This is a genomic window from Parapedobacter flavus, assembly GCF_035818675.1.
GTDB lineage: Bacteria > Bacteroidota > Bacteroidia > Sphingobacteriales > Sphingobacteriaceae > Parapedobacter > Parapedobacter flavus.
In genome coordinates this window covers 125,772-138,665 of sequence record NZ_JAYKZZ010000015.1, presented here as the reverse complement: position 1 = coordinate 138,665, position 12,894 = coordinate 125,772, and the positions used below count along the sequence as shown (strand labels likewise).

Annotated in this window: 9 protein-coding genes; 2 read left to right on the top strand and 7 right to left on the bottom strand. The window is 50.5% G+C overall.

Annotated elements, in window-relative coordinates:
• Positions 1 to 13 precede the first annotated feature (13 nt).
• From U9S71_RS12800 to U9S71_RS12770, 7 genes are all read right to left on the bottom strand, one after another.
• Positions 14 to 1,024, bottom strand: coding sequence for an MBL fold metallo-hydrolase (locus tag U9S71_RS12800; protein ID WP_326327900.1), 1,011 nt, complete (start codon positions 1,022 to 1,024; stop codon positions 14 to 16).
• 17 nt (positions 1,025 to 1,041) lie between these two features.
• On the bottom strand, positions 1,042 to 1,731 hold the full coding sequence (locus U9S71_RS12795) for a DUF4998 domain-containing protein (RefSeq protein WP_326327899.1): 690 nt from the start codon (positions 1,729 to 1,731) through the stop codon (positions 1,042 to 1,044).
• A gap of 29 nt (positions 1,732 to 1,760) precedes the next feature.
• Positions 1,761 to 3,119, bottom strand: coding sequence for a DUF5126 domain-containing protein (locus tag U9S71_RS12790; RefSeq protein WP_326327898.1), 1,359 nt, complete (start codon positions 3,117 to 3,119; stop codon positions 1,761 to 1,763).
• A gap of 34 nt (positions 3,120 to 3,153) precedes the next feature.
• A complete protein-coding gene (locus U9S71_RS12785) occupies positions 3,154 to 5,169 on the bottom strand; it encodes a RagB/SusD family nutrient uptake outer membrane protein (RefSeq protein ID WP_326327897.1) in 2,016 nt (671 codons plus the stop codon).
• Positions 5,170 to 5,190: 21 nt separating this feature from the next.
• A complete protein-coding gene (locus U9S71_RS12780) occupies positions 5,191 to 8,646 on the bottom strand; it encodes a TonB-dependent receptor (RefSeq protein WP_326327896.1) in 3,456 nt (1,151 codons plus the stop codon).
• Positions 8,647 to 8,813: 167 nt separating this feature from the next.
• Positions 8,814 to 10,010, bottom strand: a complete 1,197-nt coding sequence (locus U9S71_RS12775) for a FecR family protein (RefSeq protein ID WP_326327895.1) — start codon at positions 10,008 to 10,010, stop codon at positions 8,814 to 8,816.
• 113 nt (positions 10,011 to 10,123) lie between these two features.
• Entirely contained in the window at positions 10,124 to 10,723 is a 600-nt protein-coding gene (locus tag U9S71_RS12770) for an RNA polymerase sigma factor (protein ID WP_326327894.1), read from the bottom strand.
• 260 nt (positions 10,724 to 10,983) lie between these two features.
• Between U9S71_RS12770 and U9S71_RS12765 the strand changes: the two genes are divergently transcribed.
• Both U9S71_RS12765 and U9S71_RS12760 read left to right on the top strand, forming a co-directional pair.
• On the top strand, positions 10,984 to 11,565 hold the full coding sequence (locus tag U9S71_RS12765; RefSeq protein ID WP_326327893.1) for an RNA polymerase sigma factor: 582 nt from the start codon (positions 10,984 to 10,986) through the stop codon (positions 11,563 to 11,565).
• 73 nt (positions 11,566 to 11,638) lie between these two features.
• Positions 11,639 to 12,775: a FecR family protein gene (locus U9S71_RS12760; protein WP_326327892.1), complete on the top strand. Its 1,137-nt coding sequence runs from the start codon at positions 11,639 to 11,641 to the stop codon at positions 12,773 to 12,775.
• The last annotated feature ends 119 nt before the right edge of the window (positions 12,776 to 12,894 follow it).

Here is a 12,894-nt window from a genome sequence, read left to right as displayed (position 1 = left end):
AACGGTGAGTTGTCTATTGCAGTTTACCATCCGCCCAAACGAATTGCTCTCCCCAAAACGGCAGCAGGGTATTTTCGCAGTTTACCCCGGGAAGATGCTTCAGTGTCTGGGTAATCGAGGCCTGACCTTTAGGCTCGTGCCGCAGCTCGATTAAATGGGACAACACCGCGTAGCGTGGATTGACGAGTCCCGGCCCTGTGCCGATGATATCATTTTCCCTCGGCGCACCCCAACGAAGCACCAACAGATCCACATCGCCCTGGACATTGGCAAAGCGATCGGATTCAAAACCCGAATCCCCACAGGATAGCAAAGAGAAATTGCCGGCATCGTCGCCACAGTCTATCCGCAGCGACATCACGAAGTCAGGAAGCTTGGGATTTCTTAGATGACTGGAAATATCCGTGCGGATGGTAAAGTTCCCAACTTGATAGCTGGTTGCCGTTGTTGACCTATATTCGGCACAGCCTTTATAGAAATTGGTGATCACGGGCTTTCCCGCTTTCGTCATCGCTTCCATCAGCTTCACATGTGCGTGGTCGCCGTGATTATGGGTGATCCCGATGAAATCCAAATAAGGTGCTAATTGTTCTGCCAAGCGGTGTTCTACATCAATACCGAAACAACCGGAAGGTGTCTTCACTACAAAACCCATATTATAAAGCAACCAGACCAATGCTGTTCCTTCCTTCACCTTGGTATTTTTCACCTCGTGCAGCACCTTATCAAATGCCTCCCGGTAACAATAGATCATCGGAATACCGGCTTCCATCTGCTCGACTTCGGCTTCCGGCTTGTTCAAATAGGCTTTAAACGTCGTGGCCTCCAGACTGTCCGCATAAACCTGAAACGTGTTTAAAAACCGTAATCGTTCGTCATCCAGCACAAACGGCGATGTTTTCCGAAACTGTTCCATGGTCCGGACAGCATCACGCATGCCCCGTTTATCCGATTGTGCATATCCGGATTGGCCTGCTGAAAGGACCATCAGCAGCGCCATCAACACTACATATATTTTCTTCATCTGTCTATCGTTTTATCTTATGGTATCACCGTCTCCAAATAGTTAGGCGCCGCCAACGTGTCGATATCGGTTTCCGTAATCAGGTACCTTGTCTTACTCCGTAAAATCCCACCCCGTTTTGCATCGACGAGCGTAAAACTCCCGTCCCTCACCAGCACTTCCTCGGTAAACTGTCCGTTGGCCTGCTCATAGCTGACCAGGTTGCCCACCGCACCTATTTTCTGCTCGAATGTAATCTCGTCCGTTTCGGGCAAAAAGTTCACCGATGCGTTCACCAACGTAGACACATAGCTATCGCCATAAATAAATGCCCCTTCGCTGGTAACGAGCGACCGGTTGCCAAAGGTATCGACGTTTTGTGCGCCGATAAGGAGGTTACCTTCCACAGACGCCAGCGGGATCAGAGTATAGTAGCAGGCTAAATCTTCATCATAATTCGCTTCCACAAATTCTACCATCACAGAGTCGCGTTCGCCACCGGCTACCTGCCAGCGGAGTACGCAATGCGACCGGTTCACATCTTCGGCCGGATAGATGTTTACACGCAGCCGATAATACCCCGACTGCATATCCAGGGTATCGATTTTACCGGCATAAACAATGGGGCCGTTCTTAAGGTGCTGATCCAATAGCTCATTGGCATTTTCGCAGCCTGCATAAAGGATGGCCATTAACAAGGCGGTTATATAGACATATTTGCTCTTCATTCCTCTTTAATTTAAAGATCGTATTAGGATTAGTACGTATTCAACACTTCGCCGAACATCTGGAACTCGTTGATTGTATAAAACGCTTCATTCGCATTGTAGCTTTCCATCAATTGGATTCGCATATAACGGAAACTTTCCGTCGGCTGTCCCTCCGGGTTGACATTACCCTCTGCAATGGCGTATTCTTGTTGCGTATTGAAATACTCAATTTCCTCATCGGTTAAGCTGGCCAAGTTCGCGGGTTCCCGGCCAACATATTCACCGATCAATGTCCAGGTCTCCGGGAATTTCTCCCATCGCTGCGCGTTGGCATCGTTCGTACCCCATATCCGGAAGCGCTTTACGCTGGATCGCGTATAGGTGTAAACGAGGGCTGTCCGCGGAAATATTTTCACCCGACTGAGCCGTACATCCATATTCAGGTCGAACGTCAAATAGAAATCATGTACGGTCTCGCGGTTCGCCGGGTCAGGATCGTCAAGGTTCTTTACGAACTTATACCCGTAAAATCGGTTCCCCGTCGCGATACCATTAAACATAGTCTGGGGAGAAAAATTCGCTCCGTGGCTGTTTCCGTCGTTCTGGATTCCGGTCGCCGGATTTATACCGTAGGTACCATAATCACGGCTTCCGGCATACAGTGTGGGGTTAAAAAACGAAACGGCCTCTACCTTGTTATAATCGATTTCCACCTCTTTATATGGAACCAGTGAATGTATCAGTGTATCCGTCCGGTTCCCCCATTTATCCGATATCACAAAGCCGAATTCCTGCTCGATGGACGGATATTGGCGAACATAAGCGGTAGTATTCGCCGAGTCGCTGTTATAGATGGTCTTACTGGGATCTTCCTGCAGTGAGGCAACCCCTTTTTGCAGCGTGTCTTGTGTGAGTATATGGATAGCAAACGGTTGTGCACTTTTATTCTCCCAATCGACTTTGACACCACCGAATGCCGGCTCAACGGTCATCGTTGTCAATGCCTGTTCCACTGGCGAGAGCAGGGGTGCCGCGCTCACTATCGTTTCTCCCGACCGGTTGCCGCTGCCATCTACGCATACCAATGCGACCGTTACCTCGTCCGTTCCGGTAAACCCTTCCACCAGAATCGTGGCACTGTACCGCGACGCGGTGAACTCCATGAGTTCGCCCCGCTTATTGGTATACGAGGCCACCACCTGCGCAATATCGGGTTCCCCTTTCGGAAGGGTAAATTTTATCTCCAAGGCCCCCGCGTGTGGCGTCACCTCACCAACAACCAATTCCCCGGGTGCGTCCCCATCCGTTTTAAGCTGTTCTACACCCAGGTACGTATCGTTGCAGCCTGTCAACAGCAACGAACCAGCCGTGGCCATTGCCAGCATACATTTTATAGCACTATTCATGTTCATGTTCTTTGATCAACTATTAAATCGATAATTACCAGCCCGGATTCTGCACCAGATTCCGGTTTTGTAACAATGTATTGGTCCGGATCGGCATCAGGTAATCTTTCATTGAAAACCGGGGTTGCAACAGTACCCGGATATTGTAAAAATCCGCCTTGTTCTCGCCTTCCTTATTCCAGCCCAAAATCGGGTGGTTAAACAATTCCTCAGCCATCATCCACCGCCGTACATCGTAGTAGTAGTGCCCCTCGAAAGCCAGTTCGTTCAACCGTTCCTGACGGATGATTTGGCGCAGCCCATTGCGGTCTTTAGGCTTGTTCTGATAGGCGGGCAGCGCATACTTGGCCCAACTATCTACCACACCTTCCATACCGCTCCGAGCCCTGATCACATCCAGGTAATGGTACGCATTGTTCCCTTGCGAGTCAGTTGCTTCGGGACCTCCGACTTCATTCAAGGATTCAGCGAGCAACAGATACACATCAGCCAGCCGGATAATCGGAAACGAGTACGGTTGGTCGATCAACGTAATCCGGGTGGCGGTATAGGTCGTTGCCAAGTGGCTTAACTTTTTCGTCAGATAACCGGAAAACGGATAAAACCCATACGTTTCGCCATGCTTAAACCCACTGCCGAAATAGCGCATCATATTGGGGAATGACGCTTCGGACAGCGGCTTCTCCCGTCCTTCCCAAATTCCACCATCAAAACCAACCGAAGCATAAAAGCGCAACGAACGATTAAAATGCAGGATAGCAGTTTCCTGACCTTCCTTGATGAAATACTTTTGGTGTTCTTCATCCGGAAGCTGGGTGGTATACCGGTTGTCGTACCAACCGTTATTCTGCCAGTCGGCATCCTCATCGATGGGTATGCCGTTTGCCGAATAGAACTTTTCGACGACATTCACCGTGGGCGACTGCCGTTGCCCGATATCCGAGCCGCCGGAGCCGGCCAGGTTAAACCATTCGTCGTTGCTGAGCATGGTACTGAATTGCTGCAGCCGCCGGGTGCTTTCATTGGTCGACCATATGTGTTCCACATTCCAAGATTCGGTCACCGCTTGCCGCAGGCTCACCATGGCCTTGGTGGTATCGTTGATGTTGGTACTGTTGATATCGCGTATGGCACCATTGCCACCATCGGTCGTAACCAATATCGCTGCGCCATCGGCCTCGGCCGAGCGGGCGGCTTCATCGCAGGCTTGCAGCGCGCGCTCCCACCGTTCCTCGCTGTTGCCGCTGGGGAACAGCTCTACCCCGCGGTTGTCCTTAATCCCACTATAATAGTTGTTATTGTTAAACAACGGACTGGCAGCCAGCACCAGCGTCTTTGCTTTGATGCAGCGGGCAATCGTTTTGGTAAACCGCCCATACTCGCTCACCACGTCCAGCTGGTTGAGCACCGGCAACGTTTCAATCGCGTCGTCCAGCGTACCCACGATGTAGTCCACCACTTGGTCTACCGGTTCGCGGTACATCGCCAGCTCATCGCCCTTTGCCGAGATCGGGATGACTTCATCCACAATCGGGATAGGCCCATACAGGCGCAGGAGGTAATAGTGGAGGTAGGCCTTGATGGTTTTCACTTCGGCAATCCACTGTTCGCGGACCATCTGGTCCAGGTCGCGCGGGCCACCGTTTTCTACCTGGATATACTCCAGGAAGATGTTGCAGTGGCGGATACCCTGCCAAATGTTCTCGCTCGCCCCGTTTTGGCCGTCCCAGAAATTCATATACGGATTGACGGTATTATTTCCGTTAAAGAGCATCAATATCGTACTGGGCACATGTGCCGGGTTACCCCCCGGCATATTCCGCGGATCGTATAAGATATCTCCACCGCCGGAAATGCCCAGCGTAGTATATGGGTTCACAAAATCGGGTAAGCTGCCGTAGCAGGTAAACAGGTATTTCTCCGCATTGTACTGGTCCTTGAAGGCATCTTCCAGTACCGGTTTATCATCGGGTAAAATATCCAGATACTGATTGCACCCAGCTAGCGTAAACAGCATGGTACATGTCAATAAATAGCGTAAATTTTTCATCGTCTTTCTCATTTTTTTCGATTAAAAGTTGATTTGAACCCCAAGATTGAACACTTTCTGCAGCGGGTAGGCCAAGCCATTTCCGCGCATTTCGGGATCCCACAATTTGAAATCAGAGAGTGTGAGTAAATTGGTTCCGCTCGCATATACCCTGCACGACACCCCTTTCACATCTGGGATTTGATAACCCGCTTCTACCGACTTCAACCGTAGGTAACCGGCGGTGCGCATCCAATAATTGCTTCTCACGAAATTGTTGTTGCTACCAATCGCCGCACCGGCCACATCCGGCGACAGCCGGGGCCATGCCGCATAGACATCCCTGTTGGTTTCGGTCCACAGATCTTCAGCAATAAAGTTCAGCATGGCCCTATTTCCACGCTGGCCACCCGAGGTCACCTCGACAAATGGGGCCATATCTTCTGCATCGAGGAAAAAGGAGAACCGCGAGGCGCCCTGCACGAATGCTGAGATATCGAAATTCTTGTAACCGAAAGAGGCGCCCAGACCATACTGGATTTCCGGATTAACGGGATACCCCATGGGTACGATATCGAACTCGTTGATGACGCCATCACCGTTGATATCGCGGTACTTGATATCGCCCGCCTGGTATTCACCGCCGGCGCTATTCACCTGCTGCACCGGCGAGTTGCTCACCTCGTTATCATCGATGAATAGGCGTTCGGCGACGTAGCCTCTCGACTGCCCGACCTTTTGCCCGACCACCGACCGCCAGGGTGCAACGTCCGAATAGTCCAATTCGTCATACACGGTTATCTTGGCCGTTCCGTAGGTAAAATTACCCCGGACGATGTACCACATCGAATTGTTCATCGCTTTATTGTAATTCAGCGTCAAATCCAGCCCCTTCCCTACTGCTTCACCGTAGTTCGTCCGCACACCGGCCGTCAATCCCACGATGGAAGGAATATCCTGACGCACCTGCACGATATTCGTCCGGTTTTCATGGTAAACCTCGGCAATCAGGGAGAGGTCGTTGTTAAACAAGCCCAGTTCGAGACCCAAGTTGGTCTTGTACGATACTTCCCAGGTGATATGGGGGTTCGCATACCGCAGCATCTCGATGGTGGGCCTGCTGAACGTGGCTTCGGGATCATTACCGAAATAGCCTGCGTTGGGTCCGTTCAGGTCGATGTTGGACGTAAAAAAGAAACGGTCCCTTTGCGACACGATGACATCGTTACCCACCAGGCCATACGTTCCCCTGATTTTCAACAGTGGGATGGCGTCTTCCAGTCCATCCCAGAATTTTTCTTTCGAGATCTGCCACCCCGCTCCGATGGACGGGAAAAACCCCCACCGGAACCTGGGGTCGAAACGTTCGGAGCCGTTGATACCGAAATTGAATTCGACAAAATACTTCTGGTCCAAGCCATAGGTGAAACGTCCGGCAAGCGCCACGTTCCTGGAGGGGAGCGAAGAGTCCAGGTTGCTAGGGCTGCCATCCATCGTTTCCTTTACCGACCCCACGATGAGCCCGCCGACATCATGCCGTTCCTGATACCGGCGGTTATACAGCAATGCCCCCTCAGCATAGTAACGGGCCTGCACGAATTTACTTCCCGCCGTATAATCGATGTGGTCCGAGCCACCTTCCGGATTCAATGCCGCAAGTTCGTATGGAAATGCAGCACCTGGATTATGCGTGCCTTTGATATACTGGTAATAGTAAGGCTTATAGCTTCGTTGAATACCAAACCCAGAATACCGCGTTACACTGCCGATAAAGCGGGCTTTCAAGCCCTCGCTAACCATGTTCAGGTCTTGGTGCAGTTCCAATTGCGCTAAGAACGTATTGTTGCGTACGTCTTCATACCCCCGCATCACGTCCGCATAGGGGTTGATATAATCCGGCGAGCCTACGCCATAAGGGTCGCCCGTATAATTCCCAAACAGGATACGGTCGACGTATTGTGTTGCATCATCCGGCGCATAATAAGCCGGGAAAAGCACGGGATTGGCCAGCAATGTTTTGCCGTAGGTATGTGCCCCGCCACTGCCCGATTCGCCGATCGGCCCCGAATAGTCATCGAAATTGGCGCTCACCCGAACCTTGGCCTCCAATGACTTCGTTAAATTCAGGTTGACATTCGACCGAACGGAATACTTCTTCAAATTGATATTCGTATTGAACGGGTTAGCCTTATCCACCTGCAAAATCCCGTTATCATGCGAAAACGAGCCCGCCAGGTAATATTGTGCTGCATTTCCACCCCCGGTGAGGTTAATGTTGGCCCGTTTGTTCAGGGAATGGTTACGCGTAAGCATGTCTTTCCAGTCGACAGCCGGATACACATACTGATTCCTGTTCGGATCCTTGGTAAATTCAATTTTGCTCTGCGGGTAGGTCAGCTGCCCGTGGCGGGTCATGCTTGCCACGTTGGAATATTCCATGAACGTAATCGGGTCGGCCACATCCACCTTTGTCGTAGGCGTCGACATCGACGTTTCGTAACGGAATGACGTTTTCACCTTTCCCTTCTCCCCTTCCTTGGTGGTAACCAGCACCACGCCGTTGGCGCCCCTTGCTCCGTATAGTGCCGTAGCCGATGCATCTTTTAAGATGGAGAAGCTGGCGATGTCATCTGGGTTTAACCGGGATAGATCCCTCGACGTCACTTCAATGTTGTCGATGAGGATCAGGGGCGACGTCAGGCCGCTACCAAAGGAGGTTACACTACGCACGAAAAACTGTGCATCTTCCTCACCCGGGGCACCTGTCGATTGGTAAGCCACCATACCGGCCAGCCGCCCGGCGAGGGCCGTGGTTAAATTACTTGACGGTGTTCTCAGGTCCTTCACGTTTATTGTCGTAATGGATGAAACCACACTTTCCTTTGCTTGCTTTCCGAACGCCACCACGACGGCTTCCTCCAACGATTCGGTATCCTGCGAAAGCCGCACGTTGATGATCCGGACATCGCCGACCGCCACTTTCTGCGTTAAATAGCCTACCGATGAAAACACGAGGGAATCGCCTTCATTCGCTACCAGTTCATACACACCGGCGGTGTCTGTCTTGGTGCCACCCGCGGTTCCCGCTATTGAAATACTTACCCCCGCTATGGGTGCATCGTCAAATGCGTCGGTTACCTTTCCCGTAACGGCTCGCTGGACGACCGCGCGCGGTGGTTTGGGGATAACGGATATCACCCGCCCTTTCATCCCGTAGGTAAGCGGCTGCCCCTGAAACACCAGCGGTAACACTTCCTTCAGGTCGCGGTTTTTTACCCGCAGGGTTACCGGCACGGCCTGCGCCAGGTCTTTTTCGTTGTAGAGAAATGCATATCCGCTTTGCTTGCGCAATTGATGCAACACGGAGACCAGCGACTGGTTGCTGACCTCGAGGTCTATTTTCTGCGCCAGGGCCCCAGCGGTAGCCTGGAGGGCAAACACGGCGGTTAGAACAATGGTAAGCTTCACGACAATGAGTACATTAAAATATTTCTTCATTTATCCATCTGTTGTACAATGCTCACTTAGCCTATTTTGCGTAAGTTTGCATTGCTTGGTAATATTTAAAAATGCGTTAGCCAGTACGATTTGAATGGTTGCCAAGCATCTGCCGGGGGTGTGCAACCACTCCTGGCTTTCTGCTTTCCACAACAATGGGGAGTAATTTATCTTTCCACAAACACCCTCCTTCCCTCGATTTTAAATGTGGCATCTACATGCATCTCCAAGGCTTGCAGTATTTCCGAGAGCCGGATACCGCGGGGCAGTTCCCCCGACAACGCGCCGGAAACGGTTAGTCCGCTTGCGCCGACGAACTCCACATCATACCACCGTTCAATCTGTTTGACGACGGTAGAAACACTTGCGCCTTTCAGCACAATCAGTCCATCTTTCCATGCGGTGTGCGTAGACACATTTACCTCGTGCTTGGCAATCGAGCCGGCGGTTGCCAGTACGCCTTGCTCTCCCGGGGTTAGCGAAACAGCCGACCCGCCGGCGTCCGGGCGCAGTCGCACAGCGCCTTCCACCAATGTGGTTTTGGTTTCTTCGTTCGGGTAAGCGGAAATACCGAATGTGGTGCCGAGCACTTCTACCGTCTGCCCATTCGTGATGACCCTGAATGGGATTTTGCTTTTATTGGGGCCTGTGCCCCTTGTTTGTCGTTTGACATCAAAAAAGGCCTCGCCCTCCAAGGTGACGATACGCTCCGGGCCCGAGAACCGGGCGGGATATTGCAACGTGGATGCGGCGTTGAGCCAGACCTTGGTCCCGTCGGATAAGGTGACGGAATAAGTCCCGCCGTTGGGGGTGGTGAGTCGCTGTTCATTGATGGCCAACCGGTTATCGGCAGTGCCATATTCCGAAACCGCACTCCCATCGAGGTACCTGATCCCTTCACCGACGACAATCCCTTGTTGGGCTTCGCTCAGATGGATCGATCGCCCATCGGCAAAAGCCAGTGTTGCACGGTTGGTGCCCGGTTGCACATCGCCTCCATAGCGGCTTACCAAATGGGTATTGCCCCCTGTGCCAAGCCAATAGATACCGACAGAAAGCATCATCACCACCGCGGCTGCGTAAGGCCATATGCGACGGATGATGGATCTGCTTGCAGGTTGACGGGTGTTGCCTATCGCTGCGGACAGCTTACGGTGGACACCATCCAGGATGGCTTGCCGCTCGGCGGAGATCGCATTGTCCACCCCGATTTCTTCCAATGCCTCCCTAACCAGCCTGCCTAAATCATCGGGCGCAGCATCGCCAAAGTAGTCGAGCAGCCAACGCATCTCTTCCTCGTTGCAACGGCCGTCTAAAAATTTACCGAAAACGATCCGGTGGTTGTATGGCGGTTTTCTTTCCAAAACTCAGATTTTACTAGGTTAATACGCGGACTCCCCTGAAAATCACTATCCCGAATCGAATAAATTCAAAACAGGAACCCTAACGGGCTATCAATCAGTAAGAAATTTTTCGATTAACCCAAGCAAATCTGAAGGATGAGGATGGCAGTAGCGGGAATATTGAGGTGCGAACGGATCAGTTTGTTGGCCTTGGTCATGTGGTTGCTGATGGTTGCGGTAGACATATCGAGCTCTGAGGCAACCTCCCGGTAGCTTTTGCCTTCGATTTTGCAGAGCGTATATACTTCACGGCATTTCCGCGGGAGCTGTCCTAACGCCTCTTGCAAACGATCCAGCTTTCTTTGGTATAATTGATGTTCCCGTTCTTCGTCAAAAGGTTGTTCGTGCGCTGTCCCCACGTGGAGCAGGTGGTCGTACACACGGCGGTCTTTGGCAGCGCGACGGTAATAGTCGCTAATGAGATGTTCGGCAATCCGGAAAAGGTACGATTTGAAAGGCAACGCCGGATTGATCCTTTCGCGATGCTCCCAAACCTTCATGAATACGTCTTGCAACAATTCTTCGGAAATCTCGACCGACCTTGTCAGCTTGAGTAACCGGCCGTAGATACGGTTGCTATATCGGTGGTAAAGGCCATCGAATGCCGTATCGTCCCCATTCTGTAACCGGGTAAGTAGCTCGTGTTCGTTGTCTATTGAATCAATGGAAGGCATCCTTTTCTGGTTTCGAATTGCATCAATTGCCTTTCGTTTAGTTAGCTAATGCAATAATAACACAACTTTTCGACAATCGCGCATGTTTGTACGTTTTTTTACACGGCAAAGGTAGGTTTGTGGTGTGAACCCAGGGTAAAGCCTGAGTCAACTCTCTTAGTCCAATCTATTTATAGCCAAATCTTCTAAACAAAAATGAATCGAACTCAGGTTTTTTTGTTTATACTTGGAAATTCTTGAAAGATGAACCTATATGCTGAATGATGGGGAAATACAACACGATGCCCGATGAGGAGTTGATGGATTGTGTCAAAACCGGCGATAAAGACGCTTTTGCCGAGTTATATCAGCGCTATTGGCCACCACTTTTTCTTCAAGCCGAGCGTATGCTACAAGATGACGAAGCGGCTCGAGACATCCTGCAAGAGGTTTTTCTGAACATATGGCAAAAAGGTGCCGAATTACCGAAAATAACAACACCCGGCGCATACCTGTATCGGATGGTGCGGTACCAGGTAATCGATCGTATCAGTAGTAACCGAAGGCACGAAAACCTATTAACCAGCTTTACATTATACGCGGATCGTTTCACCAACGCTACAGATTCGGCATTCGATGAGAATGAACTTATGCAGATGATCACCAATGAAATTAAAAGTATGCCGGCCAAAATGCAAGAGGTATTTATCCTTAGTAGATTCGAGAATCTCTCGCACAAAGAGATCGCTAACCAGTTGGGCATATCGGTGGCAACTGTGAAAACACATATCAACAATGCGCTTCACCGTGTTAAAAAAGGTTTAAAATTGTATTTTTTATTATTGTTAATCAGTCATTTATAAATAAATCTATTTTCAGCCTCCACCTTCCCCTCTTTTTTTCAGACATCTATATAAGCAACCATATGCTTAATATATGACAAAAAGGGAAGCTGTAGCACTTCTAAGGAAATACGCGCAAGGACAATGCACCGAAGAAGAACGGATGCTCATCGAAGCTTGGTACGATGAGCAGGTCGTTCAGCGCGGTCGCCAGCCGTCGGGAACGGACTATTCGCAACATTACGCGCAATCGTACAAAGCGATCATAAACCATCGGCGAAAGCCAAAACTAGCAATCTACAGGTTTATTCCCTATGCAGCGGCGGTAGCCCTCATTTCCTTTGCGGTTATCTGGTGGTACCACGATGCACGAATCGATAAAACCCGCACCCAGCAGGAAAGCGCAGAAATCCAGCCCGGACGCCATCGAGCTACATTAACGTTAGCGGATGGTCGGCAAATAGACCTGAGTTCGGACCATCAAGGCATCGTCATGGAAGATAGCATCTGCTATGCCGATGGTTCTGTCGTCACCGTTGAGCCCGGTACCTCCGAAATCACTACTGCCCCCGAAACCTCGAATTATGTATTAAGTACTCCAAAAGGCGGCACCTATCAACTTATATTGCCTGACGGATCGAAGGTGTGGCTCAATGCTGCGTCGAAATTGACTTACCCCGCCAACTTCAGCGCAAGTAACCGTACCGTATCCTTAGCGGGAGAAGCCTTCTTTCACGTAAAACCGATGCGTGCAGAAAATGCTTCAGGTCGGAGCCCATTTCGCGTGATGAGCAGGGGCCAGGAAATAGTGGTTTTGGGTACGAAATTTAATGTTTCTGCACACCTCGATGAGGATGAGGTGGTGACGACCTTGGTGGATGGCAAAGTACGCCTAGGCCTCGAGGCGAGGGCCAAACGCTACATTCTCCGGCCTGGCGAGCAAGCTAAAATGATGGGTGGCGGGTACTCGATAGCCAAAGTGGACGTCAGTGAATTTATCGATTGGAAGGATGGCTATTTTACATTTAATAAGACACCGATAAAAAAAGCATTAGCTAACATCGCGCGGTGGTACGATGTGGAGATTGTCTATCATGGAAATCTGGATGGCCTGTACTTCGGCGGATCGCTATCGCGGCAAAACAGCCTGCAAAGTACGTTGGATATTCTTTCGACTACCGCAGCGATGAAATTCAAAATAAATGAAAGGAGGGTTATCGTAATGCCTTAAACTATACTTCTACCCGGACATTATGTATTGATGACCAATAACCTTTAAAATTATCCATTTATACCCGCAATTCTTTGCGGAAAAACCACAAATGGCTTAATGGAATTTATCTTGGTTTG

Bases quoted from the DNA above. Each gene is read 5' to 3' on its own strand.
- U9S71_RS12785 (WP_326327897.1), bottom strand. From the start codon at position 5,169: ATGAAAAATTTACGCTATTTATTGACATGTACCATGCTGTTTACGCTA.
- U9S71_RS12790 (WP_326327898.1), bottom strand. From the start codon at position 3,119: ATGAATAGTGCTATAAAATGTATGCTGGCAATGGCCACGGCTGGTTCG.
- U9S71_RS12800 (WP_326327900.1), bottom strand. From the start codon at position 1,024: ATGAAGAAAATATATGTAGTGTTGATGGCGCTGCTGATGGTCCTTTCA.
- U9S71_RS12770 (WP_326327894.1), bottom strand. From the start codon at position 10,723: ATGCCTTCCATTGATTCAATAGACAACGAACACGAGCTACTTACCCGG.
- U9S71_RS12765 (WP_326327893.1), top strand. From the start codon at position 10,984: ATGATGGGGAAATACAACACGATGCCCGATGAGGAGTTGATGGATTGT.
- U9S71_RS12795 (WP_326327899.1), bottom strand. From the start codon at position 1,731: ATGAAGAGCAAATATGTCTATATAACCGCCTTGTTAATGGCCATCCTT.
- U9S71_RS12780 (WP_326327896.1), bottom strand. From the start codon at position 8,646: ATGAAGAAATATTTTAATGTACTCATTGTCGTGAAGCTTACCATTGTT.
- U9S71_RS12760 (WP_326327892.1), top strand. From the start codon at position 11,639: ATGACAAAAAGGGAAGCTGTAGCACTTCTAAGGAAATACGCGCAAGGA.